The organism is Yersinia aldovae 670-83 (assembly GCF_000834395.1).
Classification (GTDB): domain Bacteria; phylum Pseudomonadota; class Gammaproteobacteria; order Enterobacterales; family Enterobacteriaceae; genus Yersinia; species Yersinia aldovae.
This window is the reverse complement of sequence record NZ_CP009781.1, coordinates 1,741,311-1,760,625: the sequence shown is the minus strand read 5'-3', so window position 1 is coordinate 1,760,625 and position 19,315 is coordinate 1,741,311. Positions and strand designations below refer to the sequence as shown.

Here is a 19,315-nt window from a genome sequence, read left to right as displayed (position 1 = left end):
TTGTCTGTTAAAGCAAAAAGTGCCTAGCCAGCATCGGGCCGGTAAAGGTTTTCTTCAGATAAAAACCACGCGGTAAGGTTATGATCGGCTGACCGTGCTCGCCGATAGCCTCTGTCAGTGCGCGGCTATTAGCGGCTTTGGGCCTTAATTGTAGAACTTCGCCATGACGGGCTGTGATGCTTTCTACTTTGCCTAAAACGATAAGATCCATTAACTCTTCCCAATCGCGGCGCAGCAGCTCCTCTTCTTGCGCGCTGGGGCTCCACAGCAAGGGAGCACCGACCCGCCGTTGTGCTAAAGGAATCAGCCGCTCTCCTTCTACCGGCACCCATAAGACCCTGGCCAGCTTATGTCGTACATGGCTGCTTTCCCAAGTCACGCCGCTATTACCGGTTAGTGGGGCGACACAAACGAAAGTGGTTTCCAGTGGTTTGCCCTGAGCGCTGATAGGGATGGTTTTCAGCTCAATACCGATATCGGCAAAATCCTGTTCAGGTTTACTGCCCGCGCTGGCCCCGAGATAGAACTCCAGCAGCATACCCACCCAACCTTTTACCCGTTTTAAATCCGCCGGAATGTTCCAACCCGCTCTGGTTGCCAATTCGCCGAGAGTAAAACCTGATAATGCCTCAGCACGTTGAAAAAGTTGATGTTCATTAGTGGGTGGGGCTGGAGGCAGTGAATAAACAGACATTTGTCGAAACCTGTTAAAATCGGTTAAAAAACGAGCTGAATTAAAAGTGATGGTATATGTATTGTTGTTTAGGGCAGTAGAAACTAATAATAGCATGATTTAACGTAAGTTTTCTGTCCTTTGGCTGGGGAGATCTTTTTATTTTGATTATCTTGTACACCTGCTGACAGTAACAATGAACAGGATCTTACACCTATTTATCCACAGATTTATGGGATAACCTCAGTAAATTGCGATCACTGGTTCAATTTACAGCCTTGACGACCGCTTTTTTTGCGAGTTTTACTCTTTTTTGCATAACTTCGACGCATTATCTGTGGATAAAAACCGCATTGCTGGATCTTTAGCCAACGTCAGATCCTAAACGGATATAGATCACATTTTTTCTCTGTGGAAACCTGTGGGAAACCTGTTACTTTGTTGAAATTAATCATTTATTTTCTCCGTTATTTTTTTAGTTTTTTAACTTTAGAATGAGTTTTACCCGCCTTTCCCTGGAGTTCTGCACACCTATATCCACAGAAAAAGTGAATAAAATGGCGTGTGTAATCCTTTGGGTGTTCATAACTTTGCTAATATCTGTGAGTTATCCCAAAGTTATCAGGTTTAGCTGGCTGATAACCAGTGGTTTACCGCCTGTTGCTAGTGTGAAACAATCAGAGCATCTTTAAGTTTTAAGTTTTCGAGGTAGTCCGGTGATCGATGATGATGGCTACCGCCCGAACGTGGGTATCGTAATTTGTAATCGGCAGGGAGAAGTGTTGTGGGCGAGGCGTTACGGTCAGCACTCTTGGCAGTTTCCTCAAGGGGGGATAAACCCCGGTGAAACACCAGAACAGGCAATGTACCGTGAACTTTTTGAAGAAGTTGGACTGAATAAAAAGGACGTCCGAATTCTGGCTTCAACCCGTAACTGGTTGCGTTACAAATTACCCAAGCGTTTGGTGCGTTGGGATACAAAGCCGGTATGCATCGGCCAAAAACAGCGATGGTTTCTACTACAGTTAATGTGTAATGAAGCCGATATCAACATGCAGCGTAGCAGTACCCCGGAATTTGATGGCTGGCGCTGGGTCAGTTATTGGTATCCGGTGCGTCAGGTGGTCTCTTTTAAACGTGATGTTTATCGTCGTGTGATGAAAGAGTTTGCTGCAACCGTAATGCCTGTGCAGGAGGTCGCTCCGCCACGAGTGCCGCCTGCGTATCGCCGTAAAAGAGGTTAAGTTAAGCCGATCATGCTGACGCGTTTGCGAGAAATAGTTGAGAAAGTGGCGATGGCAACCAGCCTAACGGATGCGTTAGAGCTATTGGTCAATGAAACCTGTCTGGCGATGGACACGGAAGTTTGCTCGATTTATCTGGCAGATAATGACCGCCGTTGTTACTACCTGATGGCGACACGGGGTTTGAAAAAGCCCCGTGGTCGCACCATTACATTGGCTTTTGACGAAGGGATCGTCGGGCTTGTGGGGCGTTTGGCCGAGCCAATAAACCTCGCTGATGCACAGAGCCACCCCAGCTTTAAATATGTGCCGCAAGTTAAAGAGGATCGCTTCCGGGCGTTTCTGGGGGTGCCTATTATCTATCGCCGCCAGTTGCTTGGTGTGCTGGTGGTGCAGCAACGTGAACATCGTCAGTTTGATGAGAGTGAAGAGTCGTTTATGGTCACGCTGGCAACACAGCTGGCAGGCATTCTTTCTCAATCTCAGCTTAATGCTATTTTTGGTCAATATCGTCAAACACGAATTCGCGCACTGGCTGCGGCTCCTGGTGTTGCGGTGGCTGAAGGCTGGCAGGATACTTCGCAACCTTCCCTCGATTTGGTTTACGAGGCTTCAACCCTTGATACCGCCCAAGAACGTGAACGCTTAACCCAGGCTTTGGAAGAGGCCGCGGCCGAATTCCGCCGCTTCAGTAAGCGCTTTGCTGCCAGCTCACAAAAAGAGAGCGCGGCGATTTTCGATCTCTATTCCCACTTGTTAAATGATGCTCGCCTCAAGCGTGAACTTTTCGCACAAATTGACACCGGTTCGGTCGCTGAATGGGCGGTAAAACAAGTCGTTGAGCAATTTGCTGCACAATTTGCCAGCCTGCAAGACACTTACATGCGCGAGCGTGCCAGTGATCTGCGGGCCTTAGGGCAGCGTTTGTTATTCCACCTCGATGACAGTACTTCCGGTGCCAGCCAATGGCCCGCACGTTTTATTCTGGTGGCTGATGAGCTGACTGCCACCCTATTGGCCGAAGTACCACAAGATCGTCTGGCCGGTGTGGTGGTACGCGACGGTGCGGCTAACTCGCACGCCGCCATTTTAGTGCGTGCAATGGGCATTCCGACCGTGATGGGGGCGGATATTCAGCCAGCGTTGCTCAATCAGCGGTTATTGATTGTTGATGGCTATCGTGGCGAGGTTCTGGTTGATCCTGAACCGGTGCTGGTCAAAGAGTATCAACGGCTGGTCACGGAAGAGATAGAACTTAGTAAACTGGCTGAAGATGATGTTGAACAGCCCGCAGCACTGAAAAGTGGCGAGCGGATACAAGTGTTGCTGAACGCCGGTCTTAGCCCGGAACATGAACAACTGTTGGGTGGGCGGGTTGATGGTGTGGGTCTTTACCGCACCGAAATCCCGTTTATGCTGCAAAGCGGTTTCCCGTCAGAAGAAGAGCAAGTTGCGCAGTATCAAGGCATGTTACAGCTATATCCTCACAAGCCGGTGACATTGCGAACGCTGGATATCGGCGCAGATAAGCAACTGCCTTATATGCCTATCAGCGAAGAAAACCCGTGTCTGGGATGGCGGGGGATTCGAGTCACTCTCGATCAGCCTGAGATCTTCTTGATTCAGGTCAGGGCGATGCTGCGTGCCAATGCGGGAACCGGTAATCTGGGTATTTTATTGCCGATGATTACCAGCCTGGAAGAGGTCGATGAAGCGAAACGCCTGATTGACCGGGCAGGTCGTGAAGTGCAGGAAGTCCTCGGTTATGAGCTGCCACAACCTAAATTGGGCGTGATGATTGAAGTGCCCGCGATGATCTTTATGCTGCCTTATCTGAAATCTCGGGTCGATTTCATCTCGGTCGGCACCAACGATTTAACGCAATATCTATTGGCCGTGGACCGCAATAATACCCGTGTCGCTTCACTGTATGACAACCTGCACCCGGCAATGCTACAAGTGCTCAAACATATTCTGACACAGGCAACCCAATCGGGTTTACAGGTGAGTCTGTGTGGCGAAATGGCCGGCGATCCGATGGGCGCATTGCTGCTGGTTGGTCTGGGGTATCGTAACCTCAGCATGAACGGGCGCAGCGTGGCACGCATCAAATATCTATTACGTAATATAGAGTTGGCCGATGCTGAGGCATTAGCCGAGCGAGTCTTGGCCGCGCAAATGACCACCGATGTGCGTCATTTAACCGCAGCATTTATGGAGCGTAGGGGATTAGGCGGCTTGATCCGTGGCGGGAAGTAATGTTACAGAACTTTACCTAAGGGTGCTCCCCTGAGTGGCCCCAGCCTATGCTATTATGCGCAACCTATAGCCCTAACGGGCAGGAACAATAATTTCCATAAAACAATCAACATCGTGGTGATAGATGATCAATAGCTATCTGGCGTTTCCTAAATTCGATCCGGTCATTTTCTCGATTGGCCCGGTTTCACTCCATTGGTATGGCCTGATGTATCTGGTGGGTTTTGTCTTCGCGATGTGGTTAGCGGTTCGTCGGGCGAATAAACCCGGCAGCGGTTGGACCAAAGAAGAAGTCGAGAATCTGCTGTATGCTGGCTTCCTTGGCGTCTTTGTCGGCGGCCGTGTCGGTTATGTCTTGTTCTATAACCTGCCGATGTTCCTCGATAATCCACTTTATCTGTTTAAAGTATGGGATGGCGGCATGTCATTCCACGGTGGCTTGATCGGTGTCATTTGCGTCATGTTATGGTTCGCCCGCCGCACTAAACGTAACTTTTTCCAGGTGGCTGATTTCATTGCTCCTCTTATTCCTTTCGGCTTAGGGGCTGGGCGCTTGGGTAACTTTATTAATGGTGAGTTGTGGGGCCGGGTCACAACGGATACGCCGTGGGCGATGCTGTTCCCAACCTCCCGTAGCGAAGATATTGCGATGGTTGCGGCTGATCCGGCTAAATGGCAGGCGATATTCAATCAATACGGTGTATTGCCGCGTCATCCTTCACAACTGTATGAAATGATTCTTGAAGGGGTGGTGCTGTTTATTATCCTGAATCTATTTATCCGCAAGCCGCGTCCAATGGGCAGTGTTTCGGGCTTGTTCCTGATAGGTTATGGCGTGTTCCGCATTGTTGTGGAGTATTTCCGCCAGCCAGATGCACAACTCGGCTTGTTCGACGGCGTGATCAGCATGGGGCAGCTCCTGTCTGTGCCTATGATTCTGGCCGGTATTATTATGATGATTTGGGCGTATCGCCGCCCTGCGCAACAACTTTCGTGAGGTAATATGAAACAGTATCTGGATTTGATGAAAAAAGTGCTGGAAGAAGGCACCCCTAAAGCAGACCGTACCGGGACTGGGACGCTGTCGATTTTTGGGCATCAGATGCGTTTCAATTTACAAGACGGCTTTCCGTTGGTGACCACCAAGCGTTGCCATTTGCGTTCAATCATTCATGAGCTGTTATGGTTCCTTAATGGCGATACCAATATTGCTTATTTGAAAGAGAATAACGTCTCGATTTGGGATGAGTGGGCTGACGAGAACGGCTCCCTTGGCCCGGTTTATGGTAAGCAATGGCGCGCTTGGGGCGCTGCTGATGGCCGCCAGATTGACCAACTGAGTAACGTGGTCAAACAGTTAAAGCAAGATCCAGACTCTCGCCGTATCATCGTTTCGGCGTGGAATGTGGGCGAACTGGACCAAATGGCTTTGGCACCGTGTCATGCCTTCTTCCAGTTCTATGTTGCTGATGGAAAGTTGTCTTGCCAGTTGTATCAACGCTCTTGTGATGTGTTCCTCGGCTTGCCATTTAACATTGCCAGCTATGCCTTGTTGGTTCATATGATGGCGCAGCAATGTGATTTGGACGTTGGTGATTTCGTCTGGACGGGGGGCGATACGCACTTATACAGCAACCACATTGAGCAAACTCATCTGCAACTAAGCCGTGAGCCACGGGCATTGCCGAAACTTATTATCAAACGTAAACCCGATTCATTGTTTGATTATCGTTTCGACGATTTTGAAATTGAAGGGTATGACCCTCACCCTGGTATTAAAGCGCCGATTGCAATTTAGTCCTACACCGGAGCCACAATGGCTCCGGTTTACTTTTGAATATAATAACCTGCTGTTTCATTGCTAATATATTTCTCACCGCAATCTATTTCTTACGGCAATCTTTGACACGATAAAATATGCGAACCATGCCGCATAGAGTTTTGCATTTATGTATTTGTAAATAAAATTTTGCGTAACCCTTCCAGCTCTCGTTATTAGCCTATCGACCTAAAAATCCAGCCACGTAAACTCGTGGCATGAAAACGAACATAAGATTAAATAGAACACCTCTTACACTAGGTTATTCTATTGTAAAACAACAAGGTATCACCTTGATTGAACTGCTGTTGGTTATTGCTCTGGTTGGCAGTATGGCGGTATGGGCATCACAAAGTTGGCATCATTACCGTCAACGGGAAAGGCTAGCTGATAGCGCACGTCAATTACTGGGTTTCTTAACGCACTTACAGGCACAAGCTCATCGTAGTAACCGTACTGCATTATTATGGGTACAACAGAGTGGGCAAGGGTGTTTAGGTAGCGGAGATAAACCGATATTGCCCTGTTCTTTAACAACAAACACCGTATTTACTCCTCCTTATCCTGATGTCGTTATCTCGAGTTTGATGCAAAAAGAGATGGGTTTTTATGGTGTGCGTCACACTGCGCAAGCAGGCAGCATCATACTGAGTAACCCGGTAGGGAGAATCCGTCTGGTAATCTCTGCCCGTGGGAGGATGAGGTTGTGTAGTGAGGGGAAAACACTTGGCGGAATTCGTTTATGCCAAAAATAGTCAGAACAGTTGGAATTCCTGCGATGGGTTTTTCTCTACCAGAAATGATGCTGGCATTAAGTATTGGTAGTTTGATCGTGTTAAGTGCTACTCAGGTTTTTCCCAAATTACTCAAGCAAGTATCGATGCTACAACACCACTATCGTCTGGAGCTGGTGATGAGGCAGGTGATGGCGGTATTGGAAAAAGACATACACAGGGCGGGGTTTTGCCGCGGCGAGTGTTTGGGCAATGCTGTGACAACGGGAAATTATTTGGGCGAAATGAAGGATTCTTGCGTGATCGTAGCTTATGACCTCAACCGTAATGGCCGATGGGAGGGCGCGAAACATAAAGAGTCCGAATATTTTGGCTACCGCTTGCGTAATCGGGCATTGGAAGGCCAGCGCGGTGAGTTGAATTGTCATGGCAGTGGTTGGGAGCGGTTATTTGACCCGCAGGAAGTGACTGTAACGCATTTTTCAGTCAACTATCTATCCAGGCAACTTTCAGACACCGACACGTTTTTCAGCATTAGCCTGGCTGGGCAAAAGACAGGTAATCCTGCCATTCGTCATCAGATTACCCATCTCGTGCGCGGTAATAACTTGTGAGTCAGCAGCATGAGCGGGGGAGTAGTTCATTGGCTGCGGTGGTGGCACTTTTCACTCTTGGCCTGTTTGTGCTATCAGCCTCACAGCGTCAGTTAGATAACATTCAGAAAATTACAATGGAAGAACAGCAGCATTTACGTGCTTATCAGCAGGCTGCTTCATCACTAAATTGGGGGATGAGCCAACATTGGGCGGTGACAATACCTTGGCCAGCGGGTGCTGCATGGCATTGTGTGGTACATCGGGGATATGGCTTAACCGCCTGCATTAAGCCTTCATCACTGGCAAATTCTTTTATCCTAAGGGGTGAGAGCCTCCCCTTTGCGGGGAACTCACCTTTAATACTTTATCAACGCGTCAGCATGGATGCGGTCATCGAGCGTAAGGGTAGCTATCAATTAACTAAAGTGCCTAATGGATGGCTGGATTTTTGCCCAAACAGGGACGAACAATTTTGTCTTTATTAATCATCGCAACTCGAAACCAGCAACGGCCAGTGAGAAGGGGGATTAAATGCCAGCGGTGTCATCAATACGGATTTAGCTTACCTGAAGCCTTAGTTGCAGCGCTATTTTTCTCCATTTCGTTACTGGGGTTGTTGCAATATCATCAGGCACTCTTACAGGGTTTTTCATCGTTATGGCAACAGCGTCAAGCCTGGACACTGCTTCATCAGCATATTGAAAGTGTGGTTTATGGGCGACCTGAAAAGGCGTTCAACGCTGAAATGAATCCTGATTGGCAGTACCGCCAGTCGATTGGCAGAACCGATGGTGAGTGTACTGAATTTAATTTTTCTCTCACCTTTAGGCAAAACCCGCGAGCGGAATTAAGCCGCTGGTTTTGTTCTGTGAGAGAGTGAATTCTCGGTTTTCCTAATGTTCGCTTTATTCAATCATTCACCGAAACTCCGTGTTTTGACATGATTGTTGCCGTAATCAATTCAATTTATCGCTGTATTCTTTGCTAAAGCGCCCAGCGAAGGTATGCGTTTATTTATAGGATGTTGCTTTACTATTCGGCCTGCTGCTTGTGTGGTGTTTTACACCTTAGCGACGTGTGCCGTCGCTAAGGGTGCTATTGCTTGCCAAGGTGCTCGCTGGCCCCTGGCTTCACCGGTTTATTCTCCGGCGCATTTGATGGATAACCGGCTTTTTATAGCCTCATTGGATTTGAAGCTTAAAATGCGACATTTAACTTTTTCTAACGTTCTTAGTAGAAATTATCTGGCTGTGAATTATTTACAACAAATATGTCTCATCTATACGCAAGTCCGCATTCTCCGCGGGGAGAGAGGCTTTTGCATGGCTGATTTTCCAGGAAGCATCTGCTCCTGATCATAATGTAACCCCGCCCTCTGCCAACGACTCAGAAACTCCTCAATAACGTCGGGGTGACTGCCCAAGTGCAGACGGACAAACGGGATTTTCTCTGCTTGATATTGGTTGAATAGGGATGCAGAAACCAGCGTACCTGTGGCGTAGAAGAGGTCATCTCGAAACTTATCAATACTGCTTAGCGAGCCTTGATATATCTTCGGAATTTTGATCAACATGTAAGAGGTCGATGGCCCGACACATACACCATCATCCGGCCATCCCAGGGTTTCTTTCAGGTACGTTTGAACGAGCTTTTTCTGGCGCGTATAAAATAAGCCAGTCTCAATCGTCCAATCAGCCGCATCTGGCGTCTCAAGCCAGGCACACATAATCTCGGCGTTGTGGGTATTGGTATGGTAGCGATTTACCCACGATTCCCGGTTGAGTTGTCGTAACAACTTGGGCGATGTCGTGATAGCGGCAACCCCCATAGAATTACAACTAAATTGCTTGCCGAACGGTCTGGTCGCTATCCAGCGTTCGAACATCCCCGACTCAGCCAGCGCATTAATACCGCTGTTTTGATCAAAACTATTGAGGATCGATTTAAGATGATTAACAACAGGTACGCGTGGGTCGTGTACGCAATAGTAGGCATCGTCCAACAACAGATAGGCATCTTCTTGTAAGCACAGGTTTAATAAATATTGGGTGACCGTGGTTGGCCACTGTTTTCCTGTCGGGTTGTGTTGTGGGTTTGAGACGGCAAAAGCAATATGCTTGCCAGCGGCGCAAAGTTCATTAACGATATGCGCCCATTGTTCAAGGTCTGGAAGCCACCCATTTTTGGGTTCGATAGGTAAGTAGGCGACTTCAAAACCGACATCTTTAAGAATTCCACGATAATCCCAGCCTGGGGTAGGAACAAGCGCTACTGGCGATAGATGGGGGTACTTCTCGCGTGCATAACGTATAGCCACCTTGGCCAGATCGTACATCGCCAGCCGTGTTGTCGTAGCAAAACAGCCAACATCAATGTCCAATTCACTAGGTGAAAGGCGGTCAGTTAGATGATGTTCACGCTCAATGAGTTGTCGCATAAAACTACGGTGTTTCTGGATTCCATAGCCACATTCCGCATATCCCATTTGCTCGCGTGATAATTTGAAAGTATTAATAAACTCAAGGAATTTTGGTGACACCCCGTTCCAGTGCTCACCTTTAGCAGCATACAAAACCGGGCCATGTGGCGCATTAGCATTTTGGTATTCGCCATATAGAATTTGTTCTGGCGAGCATTGACGTAGTTCATTTGAATCATTTTTTAGATGGTCTTCAGCGCCTTGGATATGACTGCGCAAGTGGGACGTGTAATCCGGAGAGTTGAACTTATCAAATGTTTTCGTAGGATTGATCATAGGAGCGCCTTGTATTGGGTAAAGGAACATTCAGCGAAGTAAAGGTAATATAAAGAGTAGGTGTGTATTTCGCTCAATGTGTTCACTAATGTCACTAACCTATGCCTAATTTTTATTGGTGTTAGTGAGAATTTATAAATTAATAGAATATTCAATATGTTAACTGAGTATCAAAAATATAATTTTCGCTCAATAAATGTGCCGATAATAATGTTATGCAGTTCAACTGACACTGTTGTAAATAATAGATAGTGATAAGTTTAGACCTCATTTTTGCTGAGGTGAAGGGAGCATTCAAATCGGTAGGAGACGCCATGATGTCAGGCTGTATTGATAATAATATTAGTCATATTGATGAGTATCGGTGATTGCATTAACTATGGGATCTTGGTTTTTCTGAGAATCAGCCTTTCAACGGTCTAATTCTGAGAAAAGAGTTGGACTATGGTCATCTTTTATATCCCTCTGGCTAGAGCGATTTTCTTTCAGGACTTGATATAGCGGGATAGTTTTGGCGAAATATCATTAATCGATAACATCATTGAATGGCAATAATTGTCCATCCAATTGTTGACCGAAGGCTGTCTGCCCCTGACTTATCAACGCCAGCGCCAGCACATCTGAATTCTCTTATAGCACGTTCAAACTGTTCAATTGCGGTTCAATAGAGTGCGTATTTCGCGTTCCTATCGGATCTGGCTGGGTGGCACTTGGCTGGCACATAACCACCACTCAGTGGCAAGGGGTATGCCGATCCCGCCTCCCCACGCAGTAATAATGGCATCCCATCGGGTCAAAGACTGAGCGGAAACGGTTGATTAACGCATAAAAATAAAACAGTGTTTTATAAAATTAGAGATATTGATCGGCCAATCCTTTTTATCTTTGCCACAGGTGCGCAATAACTGGCAAAAACACAAAGGTGTTCCCTCAGTCATGGCGGTATGTTGCAGATATTCCCAGCATATTGCGGGGAAGATAACACGTGATGTCTGTGGCTATGGGGATGGCAACAATGAAAACACGTAAAATAGGCTTATCCAACTATCTTGCCTACGGTTCTGGGGATTTTCTCGGTGCGGGTACCACGGCACTTACTGCTGCCTGGCTACTGTATTTCTATACTACGTTCTGTGGGCTAAGCCCAATCGAAGCTACCTTTATCTTTGCGATGGCAAGGGTGCTCGATGCCATTGTCAGCCCGTTGATGGGGTATCTGACGGACAACTTTGGTTCTACCTGGCTGGGTAAACGCTTCGGCCGTCGTAAGTTTTTTATCCTGCTCGGTATTCCATTGGTCTTTAGCTATAGCCTGATGTGGGTCGGCGATATGAGTTACTGGTACTACCTGCTGACCTACCTTTTCTTTGATGTGGTCTACACCATGATCCTTGTGCCATATGAAACACTGGTGCCGGAGATGACTGATGACTTCAAGCAGAAGACCAAATTCTCCGGTGCGCGTATTGCGTTGGCACAATTATCGGCCATTCTTGCCGCGTTTTTGCCGGGTATTCTGCTCAGTTACTTTGGCAAAGATAATGCCGTTTCATTTTTCTACTCCAGCTTAGTGTTTTCGATCATCTGCGCCATTGTGTTGACGCTAGTCTATTTCTTCACTTGGGAACGGCCTGCGGAGCAAAAATCTGCCGCTGCGCTGGAGGCCGAGAAACAGAAACTCACGCTGATCCAGAGCCTGAAACGGCTGTACGTTGAGCTGTCTTCCACCCTGCGTATCCGTATTTTTCGTCAGCATTTGGGGATGTATCTAGGTGGTTATATTGCACAGGACGTTTTCAATGCGGTATTCACCTATTATGTGGTGTTCGTGTTGATGCAAAGTGCCTCCACTGCCTCCAACCTGATGGGGGTCATGGCCATCATGCAATTCGTCGCGGTGATCGCCATGATCCCGCTGTGTATCCGCTTTGGTCCCGCCCCTTCTTACCGCATGGTGGTTGTACTGTTCGGGATGGGAACCCTCTCCTACGTCGTGCTGTATTACGCTAACCTCAGTGATGTGTTCTCTTTGTTGTTGCTGGTTTCTGGCCTTGCCGGTTTAGGGCGTGGTGGTATCAACTACGTACCCTGGAACATCTATACCTATATCGCCGATGTTGACGAAGTGGTCACTGGCCAACGTCGTGAAGGCATCTTTGCCGGCATAATGACTCTAACCCGTAAGGCATCGCAGGCCGGTGCGGTGATTCTGGTTGGCATCATCTTGCAACTGTCAGGGTTTGTTTCCGGTCAAGGCCAGCAGACACCCGAAGTTAGCCAGTCCATTTTGATGATCCTAAGCATTGGTACTCTGGCCGTTTTGGCAGTTGGTTTCACGGTCTCGCTACGTTTCAAACTCAACCTGGCCACCCACAATGTGCTGCGTCAGGAAACTGAAAAAATGCGTATTGCGGGTAATGTCGTACCCGCCAACATCACGCCACAGGCGCGTGCTACTGTCGAAATGTTGGCAGGAATGCCCTATGAATCGCTGTGGGGGAACAACAATATTGGCTACCTTAACCGCAATAAACCTGCTGCATTGCCATTACCTAATGGTATTCCAGAGCAACAAACGGCGGACAGCCTGACACATTAACCTTAACGTTCAAGAGGACATCGCTATGTTGGTATATCCCGTAAAAGACAGCCCGTTACTGCGCCAGCCAGCGCGTTTTATCAGCCGTCAGGCGTTACATCAATTGATTGGCCGCTTGGTGGATAATTTGATCAATATCACGGATGAAACTGGTGAGTTCCTGCTGCGTCTTGACGATGGTCGTGTGATCGATACCAAAGGTTGGGGCGGTTGGGAGTGGACGCACGGTATCGGCTTATACGGTATTAACCAGTATTACCGCCAGACCGGCGACCTAAAAATGCGAGCCATTATTGACGACTGGTTCACTGCGCGCTTTAGCGAGGGCACGCCCACTAAAAATGTCAATACGGTCTGCCCGTTTCTTACTCTCGCCTACCGTTATGAGGAAACAGGCGATGCCCGCTGGTTACCTTATCTGGAGCATTGGGCAGATTGGCTGATGTACGACATGCCACGAACAGAGCGAGGGGGGATGCAGCACGTCACTTTGGCGGAAGAGAACCATCAGCAACTGTGGGACGATACACTGATGATGAGTGTGTTACCGCTGGCCAAAATAGGAAAACTGCTGAACCGGCCGCAGTATGTGGAGGAGGCCAAGTATCAGTTTTTGATCCACGTTCAGTACTTGATGGAACGAGAAAGCGGTTTGTGGTTTCACGGATGGAGCTTCGAAGGGAAACATAACTTTGCCAACGCCCGTTGGGCACGCGGTAACAGTTGGCTGACCATCGTAATCCCAGAGTTTCTCGAACTGCTGGATCTACCGGCACACGATGCCACACATCGCTTCCTGATCCAGGTATTGGAGAGCCAGGTGGCGGCGTTGGCGCAATGCCAGCACCACAGTGGCTTGTGGCACACGCTGCTGGATGATCCTGAATCATATCTGGAGTCCTCCTCCTCCGCCGGTTTCGCATGCGGTATCCTAAAGGCGGTACGCAAACGCTACATTGATGGTAAGTATCTGGTGGTCGCGGAGAAAGCGCTACAGGGCGTGGTTAAACAGATCAATGCTGACGGTGAGCTGATGCAAGTCTCGTTCGGTACTGCAATGGGCAAAAACGCAGACTACTACCGCCAGATACCCCTCACCTCCATGCCTTATGGCCAGGCGATGGCCATTCTATGCTTGGTGGAGTATCTGCACGTTTATTTGTGACAGCAACGAGGGCCGTTACCGTAGCCGCACGATGGGAAAATAGAAAAGACTTAAGTCGTGAAGACTTTTTTAACTTGCCCGTGTATCTGTGGATGCTGAATCCTCGATGACAACCTCTTTGACGGGGAGATTAATTACTCCCTTGGAGGGCCAATCTCTTAAGCCGGGTGAATTGAACAAGGCCGGAACTGCCGGTCACCAAAGAACCCGGAGCCTCTTGCGATGCTCTGCCTCGTTCACCATTGCTTACTTATTATTACCAGAGCCACTGTGCCCGCGGCATGATTGCCGTGTCTACGATCGTGCGCTTTGGTCAATGCCAAGCGGCTAATCCCTGCAACGGATTTTGTCACCTCGGCGTGACGATAACCCTGCGGGGCTTTGTCGTGCAAAATTAGCCCGCCTCAGGTTGATCTTTTTCTGTAAAAATAAGGCGTTATCGCGGTGATGCTTTCAAGAAAAAGGAATGGATTAAATGATAAGTCAGATAGTCAATAGCACCAATATACGACGTTTAAGTAATACCTATCGCTAACGTGTTATCTATTTCGCATGACCTCAGCATAAAGCAATACAGCCTCTTGTTGGTTAACACCAAGATCAGCAAATATATTTTCCTTTCTAATCATTCCTCACACTGATTTAAACACATTGTTTAATCGCCGCTCAGCTTAAAAAACTGTCGATATCACCATCTATAAATATTGTTAATCAGTTAAACCGACTATGACATTCCTGCCATAAAAAGCCCGTCCCTGGCACTGAGAGAAAGGTATAAAACGCTCAAATGCGTAACATTGCTATAAATTAACAAAATACAACCCATTAATTAACAAATGGTGCCCCACAACATCTGCGGAGAAATATTCCATGACAATAATAAGAAAATCTATGTATATCAACGGGAAATTTATTGCCCATGACAGTGATAAATGGATTGACGTGTTCAATCCGGCCACTGAGCAGCGCTTGGCGCAGATCCCTGAAGGTACAGCAGAAGAGGCTGAAGCGGCTATTAAGGCCGCCAAAGCAGCCCAACCGGCCTGGGAAGCACTACCCGCCGTGGAGCGCGGTGTCTGGCTGCATAAAATAGCATCGGCTGTCAGAGCGCGTGAGGCCGAACTGACTCAAACCATTATCGCAGAAGGCGGGAAAACGCATGGATTGGCACAAACCGAAGTGCTCTTCACCGCTGATTATTTGGATTACATGGCTGAATGGGCGCGTCGTTATGAAGGTGAAATAGTACAAAGCGATCGTCCAAATGAAAATATTTTTGTGTTTAAAAAAGCCATTGGCGTCACTGTTGGTATTTTGCCGTGGAATTTTCCGTTCTTCTTGATTGCGCGCAAAGCCGCCCCTGCCTTGATCACCGGGAATACCATTGTGATCAAACCTAGCGAATTAACCCCGCTGAGTGCCATTATTTTTACCGAGATCCTACATGAAATCGGCCTGCCAAAAGGTGTCTTCAATTTGGTTACTGGCTATGGCCCGGTGGTGGGGCAAGCCCTGGCATCGCATGAAGATGTCGGCATGATAAGTTTAACCGGCAGCCTTACCGCTGGCGTCCAGACACTGCTTGCCAGCGCTCCAAATGTCACTAAAGTCTCTCTCGAATTAGGCGGTAAAGCGCCGGCTATTGTGATGGCGGATGCTGATCTGGATTTGGCCGTAAAAGCTATTGTCAGCTCGCGAGTGATTAACACCGGGCAGGTCTGTAATTGTGCTGAACGTGTTTATGTCCAGCAGGGGGTCTACGATGCTTTTATGTCAAAATTGCTGGTTGCTTTCAAACAAGTGAAATTCGGTGATCCGTCACAGCAACGTGAGCTTGATATGGGACCATTGATCTCTGAAGCCGCCCTTCAGCGGGTCGAAGAAAAAGTGGCTAAGGCCGTCAGTGAAGGTGCTCAGGTTGTATTCGGTGGCAAGCGAGAGCAACGAACAGGCTACTTCTTTCAGCCAACAGTATTGAGCCACGTCCGCCAGGAGATGGCTATCATGCATGAGGAGATCTTCGGCCCGGTATTGCCAATCACCACCTTCGATACTCTGGATGAAGTGATTGGTATGGCAAATGACAGTGACTATGGCCTGACATCCTCTATCTTCACGCAAAATATTAATGTCGCCATGAGCGCGATCAAGCATCTGAAATTTGGTGAGACCTACGTTAATCGTGAGAATTTTGAAGCCATGCAAGGTTTTCATGCCGGATGGCGCAAATCGGGTATTGGTGGGGCTGATGGTCGGCATGGCCTGGAAGAATATCTGCAAACGCATGTCGTTTATATGCAATACCAATAAACCACACTCTTTGATACCCCGTTAATTGCAACAAATTAGCGGGGTAAACAGGAAAGGTCGGAAATGAAAGTTGCCCTGTTTATCCCTTGTTTTATCGATGCTTTTTACCCAAAAGTGGGTATTGCCACACTCGAATTACTTGAGCGTCTGGGCTGTGAGGTTGATTATCCTATGCAACAGACCTGTTGTGGACAGCCGATGGCCAACAGTGGCTGTGCCAGTGATGCTGCGGGTGCTGAAGCCTTATTTGTCAGTAATTTTAGCGATTATGATTATATTGTTGGCCCTTCAGCCAGTTGTGTACACCATATTCGCGAGCACCTTACTGCAATTGAACAAAGCCCTGAAACACGCCGCGTTCGTCGCAATGTCTGGGAGTTGGTTGAGTTCTTACATGACGTACTCAAGGTGCAAGACTTTCCCTGGGCGAATTTCCCTCACAAAGTCGGGTTACATAACAGTTGCTCGGCACTGCGTGGCATCAAACATGCCAGCATTTCTGAAGTTGACGATGTGCATTTCTCCAAGCCAATGGCGCTACTGAACAAAGTCAACGGTATTGATTTCGTGATGCCAGAAAGACCTGATGAGTGCTGTGGTTTTGGTGGGACTTTCAGTGTCACCGAAGCCCCCGTCTCCGCGAAAATGGGCTATGACAAAGTGACTGACCACCACAATGTCGGCGCTGAATATATTGTGTCAGCAGACATGTCTTGCCTTATGCACCAAAACGGGTGTGCAAAGCGTATGGGGCTAAATATGAAATTTATCCATATTGCCCAGATTCTCAATGGCGACAGTGCCTGAGGAGTGACCATGAAAGCAATTGATCATGTCAAAGGTTCTCGCGTATTTTTGGCGACCACTGAACATCAGGCATTTCTTGATAACCGTCTGTGGGGTTTGCGTAAAAAGCGTGATGCCCAAATGAAAGCCACTCCTGAATGGCAGACCCTGCGTACATTGGCATCAGAAATAAAAGAGCATACGCTGACTCATCTTGATCATTACCTTGAGATGTTTGAGCGCAACGCATTGGCTAACGGAGTGAAAGTTCACTGGGCAAAGGATGCCGCATCACACAATCACATCGTCCACCAAATTCTCTCTCAACATCAGGTAAAAACGCTGGTAAAAAGCAAGTCGATGCTGACTGAAGAGTGTGAGATGCGCCCGTATCTCGAACAGCGCGGTATTGAGGTGGTTGAAACTGACCTCGGCGAACGGATACAGCAGCTGGATGATGAAATGCCGAGCCATATCGTTATCCCGGCAGTACATAAACTGGCGCGAGATGTATCCAAAGTATTTGCCCGTACTTTGCACACTGACCCGAATAATACCGACCCTTACTATCTTGCCGAACAGCAACGTGAAACCACCCGGCCACTGATTTTAAGCGCAACAGCAGGAATGACGGGCTGTAATTTTGCGGTTGCTGAAACCGGCAGTATCACGGTATGCACTAATGAAGGTAATGCAGACCTCAGCGCAAATGTGCCGAACCTGCATATTGTCTCAATGGGCATTGAGAAAGTGGTGCCTCGGATGGACGATCTGGCTGTTTTCATACGGTTACTGTCACGTAGCGCACTGGGTTCGCCCATTACCCAGTACACCTCCCATTTCCGTGGGCCGCGTCAAGGCGGTGAGATGCACGTTATTTTGGTGGATAATGGCCGTAGCGCGCGGCTGGCAATGACGGATTTCTGGTACTCGCTAAAATGTATCCGTTGTAGCGCTTGCATGAATACCTGCCCGGTATATCGTCGCAGTGGGGGGATCAGTTATGGCGCAGTCTATTCCGGGCCGATAGGGGCTATCATCAATCCAAGTATGGATCTGAAGAAATACAGCACGTTGCCCTTTGCTTCGACACTCAACGGCAGTTGTACTCAGGTTTGCCCCGTTCGTATTAACATTCATGAACAGATCTATAAATGGCGTGAAATTGTCGCCGCAAATAATAAGCTCCCCTTTGCCAAGAAAAGTGCCATGAAAGCGGCGGGTAAAGTCATGGCTAATCCAGTGCTTTACCGCAAAATGCTCAATACTGCCAACACTCTGCTGCCTAAAATCCCTCGATTCATTCTCTATAATCCACTAAATGCTTGGGGGGAGGCGCGTGAAGTGCCCGAGTCTCCACAGAAAACATTCCATAGTTGGTTCGCCGAACGACAGAAACCAGGAGATAAAAATGAGTGATCGCAGCGAAATCTTGAACGCGGTGAAACAACATATGATCCCGGCAACGCCACTGCCTGCTATTCCCACATTTTCGCCAGACACACTTGGTTCATCTCATGAATTTGGTGAAATGCTCAAAATCATGGGGGGAATATGGGATACCACATTTATTCATACACAACCGGATGATGCCGCTTTAACTCGCTATATTACCGAATTGTTTGCCGCAGACGCTTCCGTTTGCTCTGCGGTTGCCGGTATCACGGGAAATCGTGAAATTACTATTAATACCGTACCTTCATCACTCAAAGATATTGATGTAGCGATTGTTCGTGGGCGGTTTGGTGTCGCTGAAACGGGGTCAGTATTTCTCAGTGAGGAGGAGTTATGTGTGAACTCACTGGGGTATCTGGCTCAACATCTGGTGGTGTTACTGGATATTGCCACTATTGTCCCTGATCTGCATGTAGCCTATCGTAACCGCGCATTTTTTGATGCCAAATATGCCGTATTAGTGACTGGCCCTTCGGCAACCGCCGATATTGAAGGGGTATTAATTTTCGGTGCTCAAGGTGTAAGAAGCTTGCGGGTGATCGCCTTAGGTCACGATGCGATAGCCTAATTAACCAGGCAACGCGATATTTCCCCTCCACCTTTCGCCAATATCCATAAGACTCAGATGGATATTCCGATAACCCCATACCACTTCACACCTCAGCCACGTTTGTTATCAATCCAGTCAGGCGAGATACCGCCTGCCCGGTTGAGAGCACACTCCAATGGTTACCGCCGCAACTGCCGCTGATTAACACCTTTCGTCGTCTTTGGCACCGCCCTCGAAAGGCCGCGGAAAATGAAGTGTACAAATATATCCAAGGCAATTGGCGTTAACTCATTATCACGTTAGAGTATTAACCGTCAGGAACCCCGCTCAACGTCATTGGCGTTGTCGGTAGACAGACAACATCGCTGCT

Annotated in this window: 16 protein-coding genes; 14 read left to right on the top strand and 2 right to left on the bottom strand. The window is 48.0% G+C overall.

Annotation, left to right across the window (positions count from 1 at the left end; genetic code table 11):
• Positions 1 to 7 precede the first annotated feature (7 nt).
• Entirely contained in the window at positions 8 to 694 is a 687-nt protein-coding gene (gene mutH, locus AT01_RS08095) for a DNA mismatch repair endonuclease MutH (RefSeq protein WP_042546762.1), read from the bottom strand.
• 695 nt (positions 695 to 1,389) lie between these two features.
• On the opposite strand from mutH, the gene rppH reads away from it, so the two are divergent.
• From rppH to AT01_RS08050, 8 genes are all read left to right on the top strand, one after another.
• Entirely contained in the window at positions 1,390 to 1,917 is a 528-nt protein-coding gene (rppH, locus tag AT01_RS08085) for an RNA pyrophosphohydrolase (RefSeq protein WP_042546761.1), read from the top strand.
• Between the two features lie 12 nt (positions 1,918 to 1,929).
• The gene (ptsP, locus tag AT01_RS08080; RefSeq protein ID WP_042546760.1) at positions 1,930 to 4,176 is read left to right on the top strand and encodes a phosphoenolpyruvate--protein phosphotransferase; all 2,247 of its coding nucleotides are present in this window, start codon (positions 1,930 to 1,932) and stop codon (positions 4,174 to 4,176) included.
• 124 nt (positions 4,177 to 4,300) lie between these two features.
• Positions 4,301 to 5,173: a prolipoprotein diacylglyceryl transferase gene (gene lgt, locus AT01_RS21675; RefSeq protein ID WP_004702563.1), complete on the top strand. Its 873-nt coding sequence runs from the start codon at positions 4,301 to 4,303 to the stop codon at positions 5,171 to 5,173.
• 6 nt (positions 5,174 to 5,179) lie between these two features.
• Entirely contained in the window at positions 5,180 to 5,974 is a 795-nt protein-coding gene (gene thyA, locus AT01_RS21670; protein WP_004702561.1) for a thymidylate synthase, read from the top strand.
• A gap of 239 nt (positions 5,975 to 6,213) precedes the next feature.
• Positions 6,214 to 6,750, top strand: coding sequence for a prepilin peptidase-dependent protein (locus AT01_RS08065; protein WP_042546759.1), 537 nt, complete (start codon positions 6,214 to 6,216; stop codon positions 6,748 to 6,750).
• Positions 6,738 to 7,343 (top strand): prepilin peptidase-dependent protein, encoded by a 606-nt coding sequence (locus AT01_RS08060; RefSeq protein ID WP_042546758.1) that lies wholly within the window; start codon positions 6,738 to 6,740, stop codon positions 7,341 to 7,343. The genes AT01_RS08065 and AT01_RS08060 overlap by 13 nt, the downstream gene beginning before the upstream one ends.
• Positions 7,340 to 7,810: a YgdB family protein gene (locus AT01_RS08055; protein ID WP_042546757.1), complete on the top strand. Its 471-nt coding sequence runs from the start codon at positions 7,340 to 7,342 to the stop codon at positions 7,808 to 7,810. The genes AT01_RS08060 and AT01_RS08055 overlap by 4 nt, the downstream gene beginning before the upstream one ends.
• 29 nt (positions 7,811 to 7,839) lie before the next feature.
• On the top strand, positions 7,840 to 8,205 hold the full coding sequence (locus AT01_RS08050; RefSeq protein WP_042548548.1) for a prepilin-type N-terminal cleavage/methylation domain-containing protein: 366 nt from the start codon (positions 7,840 to 7,842) through the stop codon (positions 8,203 to 8,205).
• 399 nt (positions 8,206 to 8,604) lie between these two features.
• On the opposite strand, the gene AT01_RS08045 is transcribed toward AT01_RS08050, so the two are convergent.
• A complete protein-coding gene (locus tag AT01_RS08045) occupies positions 8,605 to 10,080 on the bottom strand; it encodes a pyridoxal phosphate-dependent aminotransferase (RefSeq protein ID WP_042546756.1) in 1,476 nt (491 codons plus the stop codon).
• A 1,015-nt stretch (positions 10,081 to 11,095) separates the two neighbouring features.
• On the opposite strand from AT01_RS08045, the gene AT01_RS08040 reads away from it, so the two are divergent.
• The 6 genes from AT01_RS08040 (at position 11,096) to AT01_RS08015 (ending at position 18,963) form a co-directional block, all read left to right on the top strand.
• Positions 11,096 to 12,679: an MFS transporter gene (locus AT01_RS08040; protein WP_042548547.1), complete on the top strand. Its 1,584-nt coding sequence runs from the start codon at positions 11,096 to 11,098 to the stop codon at positions 12,677 to 12,679.
• Between the two features lie 25 nt (positions 12,680 to 12,704).
• Complete coding sequence (bglB, locus tag AT01_RS08035) at positions 12,705 to 13,844, top strand: beta-galactosidase BglB (protein WP_042546755.1); 1,140 nt, start codon at positions 12,705 to 12,707, stop codon at positions 13,842 to 13,844.
• An 870-nt stretch (positions 13,845 to 14,714) separates the two neighbouring features.
• Entirely contained in the window at positions 14,715 to 16,154 is a 1,440-nt protein-coding gene (gene aldA / locus AT01_RS08030) for an aldehyde dehydrogenase (RefSeq protein WP_042546754.1), read from the top strand.
• A gap of 63 nt (positions 16,155 to 16,217) precedes the next feature.
• Positions 16,218 to 16,961, top strand: a complete 744-nt coding sequence (locus AT01_RS08025) for a (Fe-S)-binding protein (protein ID WP_042546753.1) — start codon at positions 16,218 to 16,220, stop codon at positions 16,959 to 16,961.
• 9 nt (positions 16,962 to 16,970) lie between these two features.
• A complete protein-coding gene (locus tag AT01_RS08020) occupies positions 16,971 to 18,359 on the top strand; it encodes a lactate utilization protein B (RefSeq protein ID WP_042546752.1) in 1,389 nt (462 codons plus the stop codon).
• Entirely contained in the window at positions 18,352 to 18,963 is a 612-nt protein-coding gene (locus AT01_RS08015; RefSeq protein ID WP_042546751.1) for a LutC/YkgG family protein, read from the top strand. Before AT01_RS08020 ends, AT01_RS08015 begins: the two co-directional genes overlap by 8 nt.
• Positions 18,964 to 19,315: the final 352 nt, after the last annotated feature.

What these genes read in the sequence shown, in the direction of transcription:
- mutH (WP_042546762.1), bottom strand. Translation starts at nt 694, where the DNA reads ATGTCTGTTTATTCACTGCCTCCAGCCCCACCCACTAATGAACATCAA.
- aldA (WP_042546754.1), top strand. Translation starts at nt 14,715, where the DNA reads ATGACAATAATAAGAAAATCTATGTATATCAACGGGAAATTTATTGCC.
- AT01_RS08060 (WP_042546758.1), top strand. Translation starts at nt 6,738, where the DNA reads ATGCCAAAAATAGTCAGAACAGTTGGAATTCCTGCGATGGGTTTTTCT.
- AT01_RS08040 (WP_042548547.1), top strand. Translation starts at nt 11,096, where the DNA reads ATGAAAACACGTAAAATAGGCTTATCCAACTATCTTGCCTACGGTTCT.
- bglB (WP_042546755.1), top strand. Translation starts at nt 12,705, where the DNA reads ATGTTGGTATATCCCGTAAAAGACAGCCCGTTACTGCGCCAGCCAGCG.
- AT01_RS08025 (WP_042546753.1), top strand. Translation starts at nt 16,218, where the DNA reads ATGAAAGTTGCCCTGTTTATCCCTTGTTTTATCGATGCTTTTTACCCA.
- AT01_RS08065 (WP_042546759.1), top strand. Translation starts at nt 6,214, where the DNA reads ATGAAAACGAACATAAGATTAAATAGAACACCTCTTACACTAGGTTAT.
- thyA (WP_004702561.1), top strand. Translation starts at nt 5,180, where the DNA reads ATGAAACAGTATCTGGATTTGATGAAAAAAGTGCTGGAAGAAGGCACC.
- AT01_RS08020 (WP_042546752.1), top strand. Translation starts at nt 16,971, where the DNA reads ATGAAAGCAATTGATCATGTCAAAGGTTCTCGCGTATTTTTGGCGACC.
- ptsP (WP_042546760.1), top strand. Translation starts at nt 1,930, where the DNA reads ATGCTGACGCGTTTGCGAGAAATAGTTGAGAAAGTGGCGATGGCAACC.
- AT01_RS08045 (WP_042546756.1), bottom strand. Translation starts at nt 10,080, where the DNA reads ATGATCAATCCTACGAAAACATTTGATAAGTTCAACTCTCCGGATTAC.
- lgt (WP_004702563.1), top strand. Translation starts at nt 4,301, where the DNA reads ATGATCAATAGCTATCTGGCGTTTCCTAAATTCGATCCGGTCATTTTC.
- AT01_RS08015 (WP_042546751.1), top strand. Translation starts at nt 18,352, where the DNA reads ATGAGTGATCGCAGCGAAATCTTGAACGCGGTGAAACAACATATGATC.